The 18,666-nt window shown below is 50.3% G+C and carries 16 protein-coding genes; 11 read left to right on the plus strand and 5 right to left on the minus strand.

Translation table 11 applies throughout. From position 1 onward, the window contains the following. The first annotated feature begins 40 nt into the window (after positions 1-40). The 3 genes from BLU97_RS14580 to BLU97_RS14590 are packed head-to-tail and all read left to right on the plus strand — an operon-like array spanning position 41 to position 1,718. The gene (locus tag BLU97_RS14580) at positions 41-454 is read left to right on the plus strand and encodes an ATP-binding protein (protein ID WP_028907284.1); all 414 of its coding nucleotides are present in this window, start codon (positions 41-43) and stop codon (positions 452-454) included. A gap of 28 nt (positions 455-482) precedes the next feature. Further along, the gene (locus tag BLU97_RS14585) at positions 483-794 is read left to right on the plus strand and encodes an STAS domain-containing protein (RefSeq protein WP_013064295.1); all 312 of its coding nucleotides are present in this window, start codon (positions 483-485) and stop codon (positions 792-794) included. Positions 795-797: 3 nt separating this feature from the next. After that, a complete protein-coding gene (locus tag BLU97_RS14590) occupies positions 798-1,718 on the plus strand; it encodes an ATP-binding protein (RefSeq protein WP_013065553.1) in 921 nt (306 codons plus the stop codon). A gap of 62 nt (positions 1,719-1,780) precedes the next feature. Here BLU97_RS14590 and BLU97_RS14595 read toward each other — a convergent pair whose 3' ends face one another. The 4 genes from BLU97_RS14595 to surE form a co-directional block, all read right to left on the minus strand. Continuing rightward, on the minus strand, positions 1,781-2,185 hold the full coding sequence (locus BLU97_RS14595) for a hypothetical protein (RefSeq protein WP_139209048.1): 405 nt from the start codon (positions 2,183-2,185) through the stop codon (positions 1,781-1,783). A gap of 164 nt (positions 2,186-2,349) precedes the next feature. Continuing rightward, positions 2,350-3,051: a DUF5020 family protein gene (locus BLU97_RS14600; protein ID WP_074762223.1), complete on the minus strand. Its 702-nt coding sequence runs from the start codon at positions 3,049-3,051 to the stop codon at positions 2,350-2,352. A 27-nt stretch (positions 3,052-3,078) separates the two neighbouring features. Next, complete coding sequence (gene lpxB / locus BLU97_RS14605) at positions 3,079-4,212, minus strand: lipid-A-disaccharide synthase (RefSeq protein WP_074762194.1); 1,134 nt, start codon at positions 4,210-4,212, stop codon at positions 3,079-3,081. Further along, positions 4,209-4,976 carry a 5'/3'-nucleotidase SurE gene (surE, locus tag BLU97_RS14610; RefSeq protein ID WP_074762195.1) on the minus strand — a complete coding sequence of 256 codons (768 nt, stop codon included), beginning with the start codon at positions 4,974-4,976 and terminating at the stop codon, positions 4,209-4,211. The genes lpxB and surE overlap by 4 nt, the downstream gene beginning before the upstream one ends. A gap of 122 nt (positions 4,977-5,098) precedes the next feature. Between surE and BLU97_RS14615 the strand changes: the two genes are divergently transcribed. Genes BLU97_RS14615 through BLU97_RS14645 form a run of 7 tightly spaced genes read left to right on the plus strand, consistent with a single transcriptional unit; the run spans position 5,099 to position 15,467 of the window. Then, positions 5,099-5,866 carry a ParA family protein gene (locus BLU97_RS14615; RefSeq protein WP_013064416.1) on the plus strand — a complete coding sequence of 256 codons (768 nt, stop codon included), beginning with the start codon at positions 5,099-5,101 and terminating at the stop codon, positions 5,864-5,866. Positions 5,867-5,868: 2 nt separating this feature from the next. Further along, positions 5,869-6,798 (plus strand): ParB/RepB/Spo0J family partition protein, encoded by a 930-nt coding sequence (locus BLU97_RS14620; RefSeq protein ID WP_074762196.1) that lies wholly within the window; start codon positions 5,869-5,871, stop codon positions 6,796-6,798. Positions 6,799-6,840: 42 nt separating this feature from the next. Then, on the plus strand, positions 6,841-7,491 hold the full coding sequence (locus BLU97_RS14625; protein WP_139209053.1) for a DUF5683 domain-containing protein: 651 nt from the start codon (positions 6,841-6,843) through the stop codon (positions 7,489-7,491). 6 nt (positions 7,492-7,497) lie between these two features. Continuing rightward, a complete protein-coding gene (locus BLU97_RS14630) occupies positions 7,498-8,883 on the plus strand; it encodes a lytic transglycosylase domain-containing protein (protein WP_074762198.1) in 1,386 nt (461 codons plus the stop codon). Between the two features lie 36 nt (positions 8,884-8,919). Further along, positions 8,920-11,187: a RelA/SpoT family protein gene (locus BLU97_RS14635; protein ID WP_074762199.1), complete on the plus strand. Its 2,268-nt coding sequence runs from the start codon at positions 8,920-8,922 to the stop codon at positions 11,185-11,187. 13 nt (positions 11,188-11,200) lie between these two features. Further along, a complete protein-coding gene (locus tag BLU97_RS14640; protein WP_074762200.1) occupies positions 11,201-12,175 on the plus strand; it encodes a pectinesterase family protein in 975 nt (324 codons plus the stop codon). Positions 12,176-12,224: 49 nt separating this feature from the next. Beyond that, entirely contained in the window at positions 12,225-15,467 is a 3,243-nt protein-coding gene (locus BLU97_RS14645; protein WP_074762201.1) for a S41 family peptidase, read from the plus strand. 36 nt (positions 15,468-15,503) lie between these two features. Here BLU97_RS14645 and BLU97_RS14650 read toward each other — a convergent pair whose 3' ends face one another. Next, positions 15,504-15,851, minus strand: coding sequence for a MerR family transcriptional regulator (locus tag BLU97_RS14650; protein WP_013063345.1), 348 nt, complete (start codon positions 15,849-15,851; stop codon positions 15,504-15,506). Between the two features lie 128 nt (positions 15,852-15,979). Between BLU97_RS14650 and alaS the strand changes: the two genes are divergently transcribed. Beyond that, a complete protein-coding gene (gene alaS / locus BLU97_RS14655) occupies positions 15,980-18,646 on the plus strand; it encodes an alanine--tRNA ligase (protein WP_074762202.1) in 2,667 nt (888 codons plus the stop codon). Positions 18,647-18,666: the final 20 nt, after the last annotated feature.

Consider the following 18,666-nt stretch of genomic DNA (forward strand, 5'->3'; position numbering starts at 1 on the left):
CAATAATTCGAATTATAACATCCAATTTTAGCATTTTTATATGAAGAAAGAAATTAAGATTAAGAATCAGGTAGGCGAGTTAGAGAAAGTAAACGCCTTCATCGAAGAGATCGGAGAGGAACTTCAGCTTGATATGGAGCTGCTGATGAACCTGAACCTGGTAATGGAAGAGATGGTATCTAACGTTATCTTCTATGCTTATCCTGAAGGAAAAACTGCCGACATCGAACTGTCTGCTGAATGCGCAGGCCACACGCTCACATTTGTGCTTAGCGACAAGGGCCGCGAGTTTGACCCTACCATGAAGGAGGACATCGACACAGCTACCGATCCTGCTGATCGCGAACTGGGCGGTCTTGGCATCTACATTGTCAAGAACATCATGAACGAGGTTACCTATCAGCGTCTGGAGGGCAAGAACCTGCTCACCATGAAAAAGGATTTAGAGGATTAATTACAAAACAATTAGATAACACATAATTATGACACAGATTATCAAAGAAGGTGGAAAAACCATTATTAAGACCGGTTCACGAATCGACACTATGAACGCCAACCAGTTCGAGCAGGACATCCAGCCCGCCCTTAAGGAGGGAGGTGTTGACCTCGAAATGGACTGCACAGAACTCACCTACATGGCCAGTTCGGGTCTGCGTATCATCCAGAAGACTATGCGCATTGTTACTCAGCTCAAGGGTCAGTTCAAAATCACCAACGTGTCGCCCGAAATTTACAAGATTCTGGCTATGACCGGATTCACCAAATTCATGAAGGTAGAACAGAAAAAAGCATAGCATATGATCTGGTTGGTTGTCTCACTTGTTATTATACTCCTCATCGTCTGCATTATTCTGCAGATGAAGATTAAGCACAGTCGTGAGCAGGAGGCCGAAGGCAAGCAGTTGCTCGAGGACTACCAGAAGCGCGTCAACGAGATGGAGAAGTTGCTCAAGGACTACCGTTCGCTCGAGCAGAACTTCGACAACGTTGGCCAGGGTTACGAAGAGGCCCTGATGGCTTTCGACAAGATGGAAGAGGAGAAGCAGAAAGTGCTGAAGGTAAAAGAGGCCATCGAGAAGCAGTCGAACGAGGTTATGGCTGCTAAGCAGAAGCTTGAGGAGACCATGCTCAAGAAGAAGAACATGATTGAGCAGTATGCCGAGGCCATCAAGCAGAAGTTAGACTACACCCATCCTAATGCTGGTAACATCGCTCTCACAGCCAATCAGATTCTCAATGTTATCGACATCGAGATGGAGCAGCCCTTGCGATGCGAGGATAACGTGATGGCTCAGGATATCGCCGCTATGGCCATCCAGGAGTCAGGTATCCAGAGCTACCAGAAGGCCGAATTCAAGTGTCAGATGGTAGAGGAAGCTCAGGCCACCATGGTATTCACTAACAGCAAGCACGCCGTACGCGCATTAGTGGCACTGCTCGACAATGCCATGAAGTTCACCGCACAAGGCGAGATCCTGCTGCTTATCAACGTAGCAGGCTCTAACCTCGAGTTCTGCGTTGAAGATACTGGCACAGGCGTTCTTTCCGACTACGCCGAGAAGATCTTCGAGCCATACGTTAAGCTCAACGATTTCTTCGAAGGTAATGGTATCGGTCTCACCGTAGCACGCAGCATCGCCCGCCGTCTGGGTGGTGATATTCGTCTCGACACCGATTACCGTGGCGGTTCACGCTTTGTGTTCTCACTGCCCATCTAATCATAAACGTAGATAATAAAAAAAATAGGGAGCTAACCGGTCATCCGTTAGCTCCCATATTTTTATCGTTTTCTAAAGGTTATTTCCTGATATACCCCATGTTGTACCTGTTTACGTAGCAGCATCTGTCGTTGGGTTAACGCAACCACCTCACAAGTGGTACGCCCATCTATATTCAACCGTCGTCCATCAAAGGTGTAGCCAGCAGAGCTGCTGGCAGAAGCATTCATTTGCTGATACTCGGTGATGGTGCGGGCCGTAATCACCCAATAGCCACCAGCAGGACCAGGCTGACTATAACCTTCGTTGTCAACATAGTACTGCTGACTGATGGCATCCCACGTTCCAATCAATTCTACATCGTTTTTTCCGTCGTTACCATCATAATCCACACTACATGCGGTCATACTTAAACTCACGAAACCAGCCATCACGGCCGCCATTACATATAACATACTCTTCGTCATAGGCTAACTTGTCATAGGTTAATAGTAGTACTTCTTGTTGGCAAATATAAGAAAAATACCCTAAACATCCAAGTTTTTAGCCAAAAATTCGTAAAATAGAAATAAAAAAAAAGAGGCAATAACAATATTGCCTCTTTATAAATGATGTAAATCGAGTGTTTATTTTAGAAGTTCCACTTAACTGCCAAGGTTGGGTTAATGAAGAACTTTTTATCGTTATAGGTGTTATAAATGAAGTTGTTGCTAACCTCAACCTCGGTACCTACACTGAAATGCTCGGTGGCATTGTACCACAACTGAGGCTCGGTAAGGAGAACCAGCTGACCGTGACCATCAGCCTTCTCTCCACGCCAGAAATCAATGAAACCAGAGAAGGTACCCTTCTTATTGGCAAAGTTCAAGCCCCACACACCAGTAAGCTGAACCGAATTATAAGCACTGGTATTATCGTAGCTCTTAAAGAAGCGCTTATACATCAACTGCACCGAGTAGGTCTTTGAGAAATCGGCATTGTGACCATTCCACGCAGCACCAATCAATCCGGCCTGCTGGAACGAACCAAAGCGATTCAGACCACCATCATACTCAACATGGGCGGCAAAACCCTTCTTACCAATATTAAACTCACGAGAGATTTCACCATAAGCACCCTCGGTGAACTTACGGCTGAAGTCGATATCTACAAAGTAGAACCACGAACCCCACTGGTCGGCCTTGAACTGCTCGAGGGTCATCGTCACCTTCTGGCGACCTGATTCCTCATCTGAGTAGAAATTACGACCAAAATCATAATGCAACTGCACATTCTGTGCACTAGCGCTCATAGCTGCTACAGCCAGCAACGCAATAGAAAAAAACTTTTTCATAATCATATAATATATAATGTTTAATCTTTAATGTTTCGCTCTAGCTATGCTCGCTTGCCTAAGCAAGAATGTATCCACGATGAGTTGCGCCGCATTCTCGGGAGCTTTCTTATCGCCTAAAGCCTGTTTCACCTCCAGATACCCCTGAAGCATACGTTCACGATCGCTACCAGAGAGAATCTTTTCGAGCTCGCTGCGGATGCTGGCAACCGAGAAATCTTCGAGCAGCTCCTTTACCACTTCGCGACCTGCCACCAGGTTTACAAGCGAAACATATTTTACCTTTAAGAAATGGCGGCGCAAGAAGCCTAAAACAGCAGGCATGGGTATTTTATAGCACACTACCTGGGGCACACCGAACAAGCAAGTCTCAAGCGTTGCCGTACCACTGGTAACCAAGGCTGCATGAGCTTTTGCGAGCAAGGCATACGTCTGCCCGAACACAATCCCAGCCTGCGAACCCTGCATAAACTGCTGATAATACGAAGGCTCGATACCTGGCGCACCAGCCACCACAATTTGGTAATCATTTTCATAAGGTTTTACAGCCTGGAGCATAGCAGGCAAATTATCTTTTATCTCCTGTTTGCGCGATCCGGCCAACAGCGCAATTACAGGCTCTTTCTTTGCCGCCGGCGATGACTGCAAGAACTCTCTCACCTCATCAGCCGTGGGATTACCTACGTAGTGGATGGGATAATGATGTTTATTCTCGAAGAAATCCACCTCGAAGGGAAGAATAGAAAGAAGCTGATCGACATCGCGCTTGATATTCTTAATACGATACTCCTTCCAAGCCCAGATTTTCGGAGAGATGTAATAATATACAGGAATATTTGTATGACTTTTTATATACTCTGCTATCTTGAGATTAAAACCCGGGTAATCAACCAATATCAAACAGTCGGGCTGCCAATCCACCACATCCTGCTTACACATCTTCATATGGCGAAATATGGTACGCAAGTGCAGCAACACAGGTATAAAGCCCATATAAGCCAATTCCTTATAATGACGGACACGGGTACCACCAACGGCTGTCATCAGGTCGCCACCAAAGAAACGGAACTCAGCCTCAGCGTCAATATCTTTCAACGACTGCATCAGATGCGATGCATGCAAATCGCCCGAGGCCTCGCCTACTATCAGATAGTACTTCATAGGTTCCACCCCTTTATTAGATCCATAGCCTGATAGGCGGTGACATCAATCTGAGTTGGCGTAATGGCGATATAGCCATGATGCAGCGCCCAATTGTCGGTATCCTCGGCATCGGGCTCATCATTACGATAGTGACCAATCATCCACCAGTAGTCGTAGCCACGTGAATGATGGTGCATCTCGGTTTCGTTATACCACGTACCAAATGCCATACGACACACTTTAACTCCTTGATAAGCCTCAACCAACGGGAAGTTCACATTCAAGCACACGCCTTTAGGCAATCCCTCAGTGAGCACTCTTCGGGTAATCTCGCGCACATAGGGCCGGAGCGGTTCAAAGTCGGCATCAGCATGCTGATCACAAAGCGAGAAGGCCACCGACGGGATATATTTCAGGCAGCCCTCGATGGTAACACCCATCGTACCGCTGTAGTGCGTATTAACCGAAGCATTATCGCCATGATTAATACCACCAATCACCATGTCGGGTTGACGCTCGCAGATATTTGCCAACGCCATCTTTACACAATCCACGGGGGTACCATTACAACTCCATACCTCTACCCCCTCCTCTTTCCGATGCAGATTCAGGCGCAAAGGGATACCGGCCGAGAAGGCACACGAGTAGCCGCTACGGGCATCATCGGGGGCACACACAATGATATCAGCTATATCCTTCAGCATATCTATCAGGCAGTTAATACCTTTTGCCTGATAGCCGTCATCGTTCGAAATGAGCAATAAAGGTCGTTTAATTTCCATAAAATATCAATGATTTGGCTGCAAAGTTACAAAAATCTCTTAATTCATAACGATTAATTCTTTATTTTTTAGTAACTTTGTGGCCAAATTTCTTATTTTTATCAAGATTAAGTCAAAATCAAATGGGAAAGATTATTGCTTTAGCAAACCAAAAAGGCGGTGTAGGCAAAACCACCACTACCATCAACCTGGCAGCATCGCTGGCCACGCTGGAAAAAACGGTGCTGGTTGTAGATGCTGACCCTCAGGCCAACGCTTCGAGTGGCTTGGGTGTAGACATCAAGGATGTAGAATGCTCGCTATACGAATGCATCATCAACAAGGCCGATGTGCGCGACGCCATCTATACCACCGATATCGACGGACTGGATATCATCCCCAGTCATATCGACCTGGTTGGTGCCGAGATTGAGATGCTGAACCTGAACGATCGTGAGAAGGTGATCAAGAAAATGCTTGAGCCAATTCGTAACGAATACGACTTTATCCTTATCGACTGTTCACCATCACTGGGCCTCATCACCGTCAACTCGCTCACAGCAGCCAACTCGGTGATTATCCCTGTACAGTGCGAGTACTTTGCACTGGAGGGTATCAGCAAACTGCTGAACACCATCAAGATTATCAAGAATAAGCTGAACCCAACCCTCGAGATCGAGGGCTTCCTGCTGACAATGTACGACAGTCGTCTGCGTCTGGCCAACCAGATCTACGACGAGGTAAAGCGCCATTTCCAGGAACTGGTATTCAAGACCGTTATTCAGCGTAACGTTAAATTAAGCGAGGCACCAAGTCATGGTCTGCCCGTAATCCTCTATGATGCCGACTCTACAGGTGCAAAGAACCACCTGGCTTTGGCTCAGGAAATCATCTTCAAGAACAAGAAATAACTATGGCAGTAAGAAAAAAATACGACCACAACGTACTGGGTCGCGGACTCGACAACATCGGCACCGGCAGAGGCATGGGGCTGGATGCACTTATCAACACTAACGATATCAACACCCAAGGTACATCAAACCTGAATGAGATAGCCATCGAGCTGATTGAACCTAACCCAGACCAGCCACGACACGAGTTCGACGAGAACGCACTCAACGAGCTGGCAGCCAGTATCCGTGAGATTGGCATCATCACCCCCATCACTGTTCGTGAGATGCCTTCAGGACACTATCAGATTATTGCCGGTGAGCGCCGTTGGCGTGCATCACAGTTGGCAGGGCTTAAAGCTATACCTGCTTATATTAAGACCACCGACGATAAGCTGACCATGGAGATGGCACTGGTTGAGAATATTCAGCGTGAGGATTTGAATGCCATCGAGATTGCACTGGCCTACCAGCGATTGTCGGAATCTACAGGTATGACTCAGGAGCGCATGTCGGAGCGCCTGGGTAAGAGCCGTACCTCGATCACCAACTATATGCGATTGCTCAAGTTGCCCGCCCAGATACAGATGGCACTGAAGAACCGCGACATCGACATGGGACATGCCCGTGCGCTGCTTTCACTCGAGAGTCCATCAGCACAGCTCAAGCTGTTTAAGGACGTGCACCGTAACGGCTACTCGGTACGTAAGGTAGAGGAGATGGTACAGATGGTGAAGAACGGCGACACACTGCAGAATGCACGCAAGACCGTGGCTCCAAACCAGTTGCCACTGGAGTACAGCATTCTGAGAGACCGTCTGTCGGATTTGTTTAAGGTAAAAGTACAGATGACCTGCTCTGCCCAGTCGAAGGGGCGCATCAGCATTTCCTTTGCCAATGAGGATGAGCTGGAGTATATCATGAATGTCTTCGACAAACTGAAGAAGAAGTAAAACAAGAACATGAAGAAAAGATGTAAGCTGTTGATAACAGGCATGCTGCTGGCCACAGGTTTCGGTACCGTCCGAGCCCAGGAGGAGGTGGTATTGGAGCACGACTCGTTGTCGCAAGCCATCAATAACGAGGTGTCGCTGCTGGTTGATTCGACCCGCATCCCCACCAAGCCTCTCAAGGACATGAGCACCTGGCGCCCAGACCCCAAACGCGCACTATGGCTGGCACTGGTAATACCTGGCGGCGGACAGATTTACAACCGAAAATACTGGAAACTGCCATTGGTTTACGGCGGTTTCATCGGCTGTTTGTACGCCATGAACTGGAATAACACCATGTATAAGGACTACTCGCAGGCCTATATCGACATTATGGACAACGACCCAGGCACGCAGAGTTACAACCAGTTCCTACGCAACGGTGCCACCATCAACGGACAGGAAGAGCGATACAAGAAACTCTTCAAGCAACGCAAGGACCGCTACCGTCGCTGGCGCGATATGAGTTTCTTTGTACTGGTAGGCGTGTATGCCCTTTCAGTGATCGACGCTTATGTTGATGCCGAATTGTCGGTATTCGATATCAGCAAGGATCTGAGTCTGAGCATCGAGCCCACCATCCTGGACACCCACACATCACGAAATCCGCTCGACGCCGGAGCCGTTGGGGTGCAATGTAGTATCAAATTTTAATGGAATATGATAGTAAAGAGTTATATAAAGATTTTAAGTTTTGCGGTACTGCTCTTTAGTAGCGCACCGCTGTCGGCACAGACTATTTTAGACGATCCCGAAGAAGAGGAAGAAGAAGAAGAAGAGGTTGACAGCCTGTTCGTCCCCATCGAGGATGAGATTTCGGTAAGAGACATGCAGGGCAACGAGGAGCTCATCGAGTTTCCCGAGGCCATGACATTCAACCTCGACAGTCTGCTCGAGCTCTACATGACCAAGACTTACCTGAGTAAAGGCGATTGCGAGATGAAGGATGAGAACCCCACCTATACACCAGAGGAGTATATTGAACGACTTCGCCGTATGCCTACTGTCATGGAGATGGCCTACAACGATATCGTACAGCGCTTCATCGACCGTTACATGGGTCGTCTGCGCCACTCGGTTAGTCTGATGCTGGGTGCAGCCAATTTCTACATCCCCATCTTCGAAGAGGCCCTCGAAGCATATCAGGTACCCTTGGAACTGAAGTACCTGCCCGTTATCGAGAGTGCACTGAACCCCAAGGCCGTATCACGTGTAGGTGCCACTGGCTTGTGGCAGTTTATGCTTACAACTGGTAAGCAGTACGGACTGGAGGTAAACTCACTGGTTGACGAGCGCCGCGATCCTGTAAAAGCTTCGTATGCAGCAGCCCGCTATCTGCGCGACCTGTATCGTGTGTTTGGCGACTGGAACCTGGTGATTGCCGCTTACAACTGTGGTCCTGGCAACATCAACAAGGCCATCCACCGTGCCGGTGGCGAGAAGGACTACTGGCAGTTGTATCCCTACCTGCCCGCCGAAACGCGTGGTTATGTACCTGCATTCATCGCAGCCAACTATGCCATGACATACTATTGCGAGCATAACATCTGCCCCATGAACACCCGTCTGCCACTGCAGACCGATACCGTGGTGGTAGATCGCGATGTACACCTGCAGCAGGTGGCCGCCGTGCTCGATCTGGATATTGAGATGATACGTTCGTTAAACCCCGAATATCGCCGCGACATTGTGCCTGGCGCCAACAAGAAGCATGCCATCCGCCTGCCTATGGCAGATGCCATCCGCTTTATCGACCTGCAGGATAGCATCTACAGCTATCGTGCCGACGAGTTGCTCACCAAACGTGCCGTAGCCGAGGTTAACGACGATCAGCCCACCTATCGTAGCAAGAAGAGCAGCCGACGCAGTCGCAGTAGTCGCGCCAGTCGCAATTCACGCCGTGGCGGTTCCAGCGTCACCGTCCGCTCTGGTCAGACACTGGGCGAGATAGCCCGTCGTAATGGCACTACCGTTGCAAAACTGAAAAGACTCAACGGTCTCCGTGGCAATAATATCCGAGCTGGTAAGAAGCTCCGAGTAAGATAAAGCAGATTTGACGTTTATAAATGAAGTAAAAGAGGTATGGCAGAAGAAAAACAATTAACCCAAGAAGAAAAAGATGATCAGATGATCAATGAGGCGTTTCAGCAACTGTTGAACGATTATATTTCGTCACGTCATCGTAAGAAAGTCGACCTCATCACAAAGGCCTTCAACTTTGCACGTCAGGCCCACAAGGGCGTTCGCCGCCTGTCGGGCGAGCCATATATCATGCACCCCATCGCCGTTGCGCAGATTGCCTGCAGCGAGGTGGGCTTAGGCTCAACCAGTATCTGTGCAGCCCTGTTGCACGATGTAGTAGAAGATACCGACTATACCGTAGAGGACATCGAGAATATTTTTGGTGCCAAGATCGCACAGATTGTGGATGGTCTGACCAAGATCAGTGGTGGTATCTTTGGCGAGCAGGCTTCGGCACAGGCCGAGAACTTCAAGAAACTTCTTCTCACCATGAGCGATGATATCCGTGTGATTATCATCAAGATCTGCGACCGTTTGCACAACATGCGCACTCTGGAGAGTCAGCCTGCCAACAAACAGTACAAGATTGCCGGCGAGACCCTCTACATCTATGCGCCTTTAGCCAACCGTCTGGGATTGAACAAGATTAAGAGCGAACTGGAGAACCTGAGCTTTAAGTTTGAGCATCCTGACGAGTATACCAAGATAGAATCGAAACTGAAACTGACCCGTGAGGACCGCGACGAGTTGTTCTCACAGTTCACTTCACCCATCGAGGACGCCCTCAACAGCATGGGTATCAAATACGAGATTAAGGAGCGTGTAAAAACGCCTTACTCTATATGGAACAAGATGCAGAACAAGCACGTGAGCTTCGAGGAGATCTATGATATCCTGGCCGTGCGCATCATTTTTACGCCTAACAACCGCGACGACGAGGTGAACGAGTGCTTCAAGATCTACGTGGCTATCTCAAAGATCTACAAGTCGCACCCCGACCGTTTGCGCGACTGGCTCTCGCAGCCTAAGGCCAACGGCTATCAGGCCTTGCACGTTACACTGATGTCGAAGACCGGTCAGTGGATTGAGGTACAGATACGTTCCGACCGCATGGACGAGATAGCCGAACAAGGCTTTGCGGCTCACTGGAAATACAAGGACGGCGTTGAGGAGGAATATACCGAGGACGAGAACGAGCTGAACGAGTGGCTACGTACCATCAAGGAGATTCTGGACGACCCACAACCCGATGCCATGGACTTCCTCGACACCATCAAACTCAATCTCTTTGCCAGCGAGATATTTGTGTTTACCCCCAAGGGCGAAATCCGCACCCTGCCTGCAGGCTGTACAGCACTCGACTTTGCCTTCTCTATCCACACTTTCTTAGGTAGTCATTGTATCGGTGCCAAGGTAAACCACAAGCTGGTACCTCTGAGTTACAAGCTGCAGAGTGGCGACCAGGTAGAGATTCTTACTTCTAAGTCGCAGCATGTCAATCCTGCATGGATCAATTTTGTATCTACTGCCAAGGCCAAAGCCAAGATCCAGGCCATTCTGCGCCGCGACAACCGCGAGGTGCAGCGCGAGGGCGAGGAGATACTGAATGCCTTCCTGAAGAAAAATGGCTTCGAGCCTACCGTAGCGCTGGCCGACAAGTTGGCCGAATACCACGAGTACAACAAACGTCCTGAGTTCTTCCAGGCCCTGGGCGAAAAAATTGTACTGTTAGGCGAGAAAGATGTTGATGAGCTGAACGGTAAGAACAAGGAGGCCGACAGCAATTCAGGCTGGCGTAAGTTCGTGCCCTTTGTGGGTAAGAAGAAAAAGGAAGAGCACAGCCGTCAGGAACTGTTTGTGGTACCCGAGAAGTTCAACCGCAAAAAGCCGGTATATATCTCTGAGGAGAACTACAGCCAGTTTAAGTTCATGGGCTGCTGCCACCCCATTCCCGGCGACGATGCTTTGGGCTATATCAACAATAAGAACCAGATTGAGATACACAAGCGTGCCTGTCCGGTTGCTGCCAAGCTCAAGACCAGCTACGGCAACCGCATCCTCGACATCAAGTGGGACATGCACAAGAGGCTCTACTTCGATGCAACCATCCGCATCAGCGGTATCGACCGTCTGGGTATGTTGAGCGAGATGACACAGGTTATCTCGTCGGAGATGAATGTGAACATCCACAAGATACTTATCACCTGTGAAGAAGGCATCTTCGAGGGAACCATAGAAATGCGTGTACACGATCGTGACAACGTACGTGCCATCATGGAGAACCTCAAGAAGATTCCCGACCTCAAGGAGATTTCCGAAATTATGTAAACTACTTTATAAAATGAGAAAACTACTGCTATTACTGGCCATCATGGCCTCTTCTCAAGTCAGCCTGGCTGCTGGCAAATACGACAACCCCGATACGATTGTGGTTGCTCGCGATGGTACGGGCCAGTTCCGCACAATAGACGAAGCTATCGAGGTGTGCCGTGCATTTATGGATTACCACAAGGTGATTTTTGTAAAGAACGGCACTTACAAGGAAAAACTGATTATCCCTTCGTGGTTGCAGAACATCGAGATTTGCGGTGAGGATGCCGAGAAAACCATCATCACCTACGATGATCATGCCAACATCGCCCGTCAAGAGACAGGTAAGCCCATGGGCACGTTCCGCACTTACACCCTGAAGATCGAGGGCAATGATATCACCCTGAAGAATATCACCATCGAGAACAACTCAGCCCGTTTAGGTCAGGCAGTGGCTCTGCATACCGAGGGCGACCGACTGGTATTTGTGGGCTGTCGGTTCATTGGTCATCAGGACACAGTCTATACCGGAGTAGCAGGCACACGCCTGTACTTCAAGGACTGTTTTATCTGCGGCACCACCGATTTTATCTTCGGTCCCTCTACAGCCTGGTTCGAGGGTTGCACCATCGAGAGCCGTATCAACTCATACGTCACAGCAGCCTCAACACCACAGGATCAGCCTTACGGCTACATCTTCAACAACTGCCGTCTGATAGCTACCCCTGAGGCTACGCAGGTTTACTTAGGTCGCCCTTGGCGCGACTATGGCTATACGCTCTTTATGAACTGCGAGTTAGGCAGCCACATCCGTCCTGAGGGCTGGCATCACTGGGAGAAGTACCGTGAGCAGACAGCCCGCTATTTAGAGTACAACAACCGTGGTGCCGGTGCCAACACAAGTCAGCGAGTACCCTGGAGCCGCCAGCTCACCAAGAAAGAGGCCGCTAAGATTACACCCCAAACAGTATTCAACAAAAATGATGGTTGGAGCCCTAGGAAATAACCAACACCTAACAACCAACACCCATTCACTAATATAATAAGGTATATATATGAAGAAATTACTAATTACAGTTTTAACCACTACACTGTCACTCGTGGCCATCGCCCAGGAGCGTCCCCTCTGGATGCGTTTCTGCGCCATTTCGCCCGACGGACAGACGATTGCATTTTCGTACAAGGGCGACCTGTTTACAGTGCCCGTTACCGGTGGCACAGCCAAGCAGCTTACCACCAACCCTGCTTACGACTACAATCCTGTTTGGAGCCCCGACGGCAGCAAGATTGCTTTTGCTTCCGACCGCGAGGGGGGCATCAATGTATGGGTGATGCCCAGCAAGGGTGGACAGCCACAGCAGATTACCACCAGTAGTCATTTTAAGAACGTACTGACGTTTACCGACAACGACCACGTGCTGTTCAGCATGGCCGATATGCCCACACGCCAGAGCATCATCCCCAGTCTGGGGAAATTCCCTCAGGTATATGAGGTGAGCGTAAAGGGCGGTCGTCCACGCTTATTCTCCGGACTGATGATGGCCGATATCAACATCAACCGCAAAACGGGCGATGTGCTGTATCACGACATCAAGGGCAGCGAGGATATGTATCGCAAGCACCACCAGTCGGCAATCTGCCGCGACATCTGGATGCTGTCGAAAGGTAAATACACCAAGCTTACCGACTTTGCCGGCGAAGACCGCACACCTGTGTGGACCGCCGATGGTAAGGGTTATTACTACCTGAGCGAGCAGGATGGTACCTTTAATGTTTGGTACCGCAGTCTGGATGGCAAGCAGAACCAGCAGATTACACGTCATAAGACCAATCCTGTACGTTTCCTCACTGCCGCCGACAACGGCACCCTGTGCTATGGCTACGATGGTGAGATCTACACCGTGCGTCAGGGCAGTCAGCCTCAGCGTGTAAACATCAATATTGTTAGCGACAAGACCGACCGCGAACTCATCCGCGAGGTACTTACCAAGGGTGCTACCGAGGTAGTAGCTTCGCCCAGCGGTAAAGAGGTGGCATTCATCGTTCACGGCGAGGTATATGTAACCTCTACCGACTACAGGACCACCCGTCGCATCACCGATACACCAGAGCTGGAGCGCAACCTGAGTTTCTCACCCGATGGTCGTTCGCTGGCCTATGCCTCTGAGCGTAATGGCTGCTGGAACATCTACCAGACAACCATCAAGAACAAGGACGAGAAGCAGTTTGCTTATGCTACCGACTTTACCGAGGAGCAGCTCACCAAGCACAACCACACCTCGTTCTATCCCCGCTATAGTCCCGATGGTAAGGAGCTGGCTTTCTTCGAGGATCGCGGTACCATCCGTATCATCAATTTAGCCACCAAGAAAATCCGTACTGTGATGGACGGCAAGGACCTCTTCTCATACTCTGATGGCGACATCGACTTTGAGTGGAGTCCCGACAGTCGTTGGCTGCTGGCCACCTACTATGGCGACGGAGGCTACCATCACGACGATATCGCCCTGCTCGATGCCTCAGGCAAGCAGAAGCCTTACAACCTCACCAACAGCGCTTATACCGACTTCAACCCACACTGGGTGCTCGGTGGCAAGGCCATGCTGTTCAAGAGCAACCGTCGTGGTTACAAGAACCATGGTGGACACGGCTATCAGACCGATTACTTCATCATGTTCTTCGACATTGATGCTTACGACCGTTTCCTGATGTCGAAGGAGGAGAAGGCGATCTACGACGAGGCTCACAAGCCTGCTAAGAAAGAGACTGCTGCAACCGACAGCAAGGATAAGAAAGCTACTGAAAAGAAGCCTGCCGTTGAGCCTTTGCAGTTCGATCTGGAGAACGCCAAGGACCGTATTGTACGTCTTACCGCCCACTCTACCCGCTTGGGCGATGCCTACCTCACACCAAAGGGCGACACCCTGTACTACCAGGCTGCCTACGAGGATGGCTACGACCTGTGGAAGTACGACCTGCTGGAGGATAAGAGCGAGCTGGTGATTCGTAGCGTAGGCAACGGACGCCTGAGCACCGACAAGAAACAGAAGTACCTGTTCCTGATGAACAAGGGTTCGCTGCGCCGTATCGACATCGCGAAAGGCAGCCGTAAGGCTATTGATTTCGAGGCCGACTTCAATAACCGTCCATTTGCCGAGCGTCAGTATCTGTTCGAGCACATCTGGCGCCAGGTTGACGACAAGTTCTACCGCGACGATCTGCATGGCGTGGATTGGGCTGGCTATAAAAAGATTTACGAGAAATTCCTGCCCTACATCAACAACGTGTACGACTTCCGTGATATGCTGGCCGAGATGTTGGGTGAGTTGAACGCCTCGCATACCGGTGCCCGCTACCAGAATCCCGTTGAGTTCCGCACCGCCTCGTTAGGTTTGTTCTTCGACGACAGCTACAAAGGCGACGGACTGAAGATTGCCGAGATTCCAAAGGGTTCGCCATTGGCCGTACGTAACACCGGTGTCAAGGCTGGCGACATTATCGAGGCCATCGACGGTACACCGATCAGAAAAGGCGACGACTTCTATCCTCTGCTGGCAGGCAAAACAGGAAAAGTGGTACGTCTCACCATCAATGGTCGCAACGTTAACACCAAAGCCATCTCGCTCACCGCTTACAACAATATCCTCTACGATCGTTGGGTAGAGCGAAACCGTAAACTGGTCGACAGTCTGTCGCACGGCCGTCTGGCTTACGTACACATCTCATCGATGAACGGCGCCAAGTTCCGCGAGTTGTACGAGGAGATTCTGAACGAGACCAACCGTGAGCGCGATGCCGTGATTGTAGATGAGCGCCACAATGGTGGCGGCTATCTGCACGACGATCTGTGTCACCTGCTCAACGGCCGTCAGCACTCGCACTTCATGGCCCACGGCAAGTACTTAGGTATCGAGCCATCGGCCCAGTGGAACAAGCCTTCGTGTGTGGTTCTCTGCGAGGACGACTACAGCAACGCCTGCGGATTCCCCCGCCAGTATCAGGATATGAAGATTGGAAAGCTGATTGGTACCCCCGTAGCCGGAACATCTACCAGCGTTTGGTGGGAGACGCTCATCAACGGCGTGGTATTCGGTATTCCACAGGTAGGTCGTATCGATGTACGTGGCGACTATGGTGAGAACACCCCGTTGCTGCCCGACATCGAGGTTTACAACAGCCCCGAGGATTACCTCAACGGTCACGACCGTCAGTTAGAGCGTGCCGTACAGGAGATGCTCAAGGAAGGCGCCGCCTTCAAGGAAAAGACCAAGAATGATTTTGGAGGTCACAAACGATAAACAATAAGCCCCGCCGTTTGGCGGGGCTTATTTATTCTAGAGCGCATCGAGATGACTTTTAAGCACTTGCAAATCTTCGCGCAACGCAATCAGGTTCTGTAAGGCATCGGCTGTTTTCTGCACGCCTTGTCGGTTTTTAGTCAACATCTCACGTGCTGCAGCAATCTTGAATCCACGCACTTTCACCAGGTTGTGTATCAGTCGGATCTGATCCAGATCTTTCTCCTGATACTGACGTATTTTCGCTGTTCCCGAAGTCTTTGGTTTCAGGAATGGGAACTCTGTTTCCCAGTAGCGCAGCGTACTCTCGTTCAGATCGAACATCTCGGCTACCTCCCTAATGGAGTAGTACGTTTTCAGCCTCCTATTCAAATTCAGTGCCATAATTACTACTATTTTGCTGCAAAGGTAAACTTTTTCACCGAAATCTCAAAACTTTTACGAAAAAAATGTGTAACTTTGCACCCAAATTTATAAATGGTAAATCATAAATTGTCAAATAGGAAAATAAGATGATGACAGCAAATGAGATTCGCGACTCATTCAAGAAGTTTTTCGAGTCGAAGCAGCACGCTATCGTACCATCAGCCCCTATGGTGATCAAGGACGATCCCACACTGATGTTTACGAACGCAGGTATGAACCAATGGAAAGATATCATCCTGGGTACTCGCGACCCAGAGCCACGCCGTCGAGCGGATACACAGAAGTGCCTGCGTGTATCAGGAAAGCACAACGACCTTGAAGAGGTTGGACACGATACTTATCACCACACCATGTTCGAGATGCTCGGTAACTGGAGCTTTGGCGACTACTTCAAGGAGGGCGCCATCGATATGGCATGGGAGTATCTGGTTGACGTGCTGAAGCTGAATCCCGAGGATCTCTATGTAACTGTATTCGAGGGTTCGCCCGAGGAGAACATCCCTCGCGACGACGAGGCTGCCAAGTACTGGGCCAAGCACGTTCCCGAGGATCACATCATCAACGGAAATAAGCATGACAACTTCTGGGAGATGGGAGATACAGGTCCCTGCGGTCCTTGCTCTGAGATTCACGTAGATAGCCGTACCTCTGAGCAGAAGGCTGCCAGCGGCAAGACCGGTCGTGAGCTGGTAAACCAGGACGACCCACAGGTGATTGAGATCTGGAACATCGTGTTCATGCAGTTCAACCGCAAGGCCGATGGTTCACTCGAGCCTCTGACCATGAATGTCATCGATACCGGCATGGGCTTCGAGCGTCTGGTCCGCATGATGCAGGGCAAGCACTCTAACTACGACACCGACGTGTTCCAGCCTATCATCAAGGCCGAGCAGCAGATTACCGGACTGAAGTACTTCACCTTCGAGGAGGAGACCGAGAGTCCTATCAGCAAGGAGCAGGACGACATCAACGTGGCAATGCGTGTTTGTGCCGACCACCTGCGTGCTGTTGCCTTCTCGATTGCCGACGGTCAGCTACCTTCTAATGCCAAGGCAGGTTATGTGATTCGTCGCATCCTGCGCCGTGCCGTACGCTATGCTTATACCTTCCTGAACCAGAAGGATGGTTTCCTGTACAAACTCGTTCCAACACTCGTTGCCGAGATGGGCGGTGCCTTCCCCGAGTTGGAGGCTCAGCAGCAGCTTGTAACTAAGGTCATCAAGGAAGAGGAAGAGTCGTTCCTCCGCACCCTCGAAAAGGGTATCGGCATGCTGAACGACGCCATGAACACCCTCAAGGCCGAGGGTAAGACCGAACTGGATGGCGTACAGGCCTTCCGTTTGTTCGACACCTACGGATTCCCTCTCGACCTCACCGAGCTCATCTGTCGTGAGAACGGTTTTACTGTTAACGAGGAGCAGTTCAATGTTGAGATGCAGAAACAGAAGGACCGTGCCCGTAACGCCGCTGCCGTTGAGAACAGCGACTGGGTAGAACTGGCCGCCGGAGAGCAGCAGTTCGTTGGTTACGACTATACCGAATACGAGTGCCATATCATCCGCTACCGTAAGGTAACTCAGAAAAAGAACGAGTTCTACGAGCTGGTACTCGATAACACCCCATTCTATGGTGAGATGGGTGGACAGGTTGGTGATTGCGGTGTACTCGTTAACGAGGCCGAGACTATCAACATCATCGACACCAAGCGTGAGAACGGTCAGAGCGTTCACATCGTGAAGCAGTTGCCTAAGGATCCCGCAGCCCAGTTCATGGCATGCGTTGATACCGACAAGCGTAACGCTTCGGCCGCTAACCATACCGCTACTCACCTGCTCGACTATGCTTTGAAGCAGATTCTGGGCGACCACGTAGAGCAGAAGGGTTCGTTTGTAAGCCCCGACACCCTGCGTTTCGACTTCTCACACTTCGAGAAGGTTACCGACGAGCAGCTGCGCGAGGTTGAGCGTATGGTAAACGATATGATCCGTCAGGACATCCACATCGACGAGCACCGCGACGTGCCTTTCGACGAGGCTAAGAAGCTTGGTGCCATCGCCCTGTTCGGCGAGAAATACGGCGACAAGGTACGTGTGGTTCGCTTCGGTCCAAGCTGCGAGTTCTGTGGTGGTATCCACGCTTCAAGCACCGGTCGTATCGGATTCTTCAAGATTATCTCTGAGAGCAGCGTTGCTGCCGGCATCCGTCGTATCGAGGCCAAGACCGGCCAGGAGTGCGAGGAGTTGCTGTATCAGACCGAGGATATCCTGAAGGCTGTCAAGGCATTCTTCAACAATGCCAAGGACCTGCAGGGCGTTATCAAGAAGTACATCGAGGAGCACGACTCCATGAAGAAGGAGATTGAGGCTTTCCAGGCACAGGCTGTAGAGCGCGCCGCCAAGCAGTTGGTCGACAAGGCTCGCGAGGTAAACGGCATAAAGGTTGTTTCAGCCGTTCTGCCTATGAATCCTGCTGCTGCCAAGGATCTGGCATTTAAGATTCGTGCAGCTGTAGAAGGCTCACTGCTGTGTGTACTGGGTACTCACGACAACAATAAACCACAGCTTAGCATCATGATGAGCGACGATATGGTAAGCGACCACGGACTGAATGCCGGTCAGATGGTTCGCGAGGCCGCTAAGCTCATCCAGGGTGGTGGTGGCGGTCAGCCTCACTTTGCCCAGGCAGGTGGTAAGAACGCCGACGGCTTAAGCGCCGCCGTTGACAAAGTGTTAGAGCTGGCAAAGCTTAACTAACCTGTTTTTGCTAGTACACG

Source organism: Xylanibacter ruminicola, from assembly GCF_900107775.1.
Classification (GTDB): Bacteria; Bacteroidota; Bacteroidia; order Bacteroidales; family Bacteroidaceae; genus Prevotella; species Prevotella ruminicola_C.

Bases quoted from the DNA above. Each gene is read 5' to 3' on its own strand.
- BLU97_RS14580 (WP_028907284.1), top strand. From the start codon at position 41: ATGAAGAAAGAAATTAAGATTAAGAATCAGGTAGGCGAGTTAGAGAAA.
- BLU97_RS14585 (WP_013064295.1), top strand. From the start codon at position 483: ATGACACAGATTATCAAAGAAGGTGGAAAAACCATTATTAAGACCGGT.
- BLU97_RS14590 (WP_013065553.1), top strand. From the start codon at position 798: ATGATCTGGTTGGTTGTCTCACTTGTTATTATACTCCTCATCGTCTGC.
- BLU97_RS14595 (WP_139209048.1), bottom strand. From the start codon at position 2,185: ATGACGAAGAGTATGTTATATGTAATGGCGGCCGTGATGGCTGGTTTC.
- BLU97_RS14600 (WP_074762223.1), bottom strand. From the start codon at position 3,051: ATGAAAAAGTTTTTTTCTATTGCGTTGCTGGCTGTAGCAGCTATGAGC.
- lpxB (WP_074762194.1), bottom strand. From the start codon at position 4,212: ATGAAGTACTATCTGATAGTAGGCGAGGCCTCGGGCGATTTGCATGCA.
- surE (WP_074762195.1), bottom strand. From the start codon at position 4,976: ATGGAAATTAAACGACCTTTATTGCTCATTTCGAACGATGACGGCTAT.
- BLU97_RS14615 (WP_013064416.1), top strand. From the start codon at position 5,099: ATGGGAAAGATTATTGCTTTAGCAAACCAAAAAGGCGGTGTAGGCAAA.
- BLU97_RS14620 (WP_074762196.1), top strand. From the start codon at position 5,869: ATGGCAGTAAGAAAAAAATACGACCACAACGTACTGGGTCGCGGACTC.
- BLU97_RS14625 (WP_139209053.1), top strand. From the start codon at position 6,841: ATGCTGCTGGCCACAGGTTTCGGTACCGTCCGAGCCCAGGAGGAGGTG.
- BLU97_RS14630 (WP_074762198.1), top strand. From the start codon at position 7,498: ATGATAGTAAAGAGTTATATAAAGATTTTAAGTTTTGCGGTACTGCTC.
- BLU97_RS14635 (WP_074762199.1), top strand. From the start codon at position 8,920: ATGGCAGAAGAAAAACAATTAACCCAAGAAGAAAAAGATGATCAGATG.
- BLU97_RS14640 (WP_074762200.1), top strand. From the start codon at position 11,201: ATGAGAAAACTACTGCTATTACTGGCCATCATGGCCTCTTCTCAAGTC.
- BLU97_RS14645 (WP_074762201.1), top strand. From the start codon at position 12,225: ATGAAGAAATTACTAATTACAGTTTTAACCACTACACTGTCACTCGTG.
- BLU97_RS14650 (WP_013063345.1), bottom strand. From the start codon at position 15,851: ATGGCACTGAATTTGAATAGGAGGCTGAAAACGTACTACTCCATTAGG.
- alaS (WP_074762202.1), top strand. From the start codon at position 15,980: ATGATGACAGCAAATGAGATTCGCGACTCATTCAAGAAGTTTTTCGAG.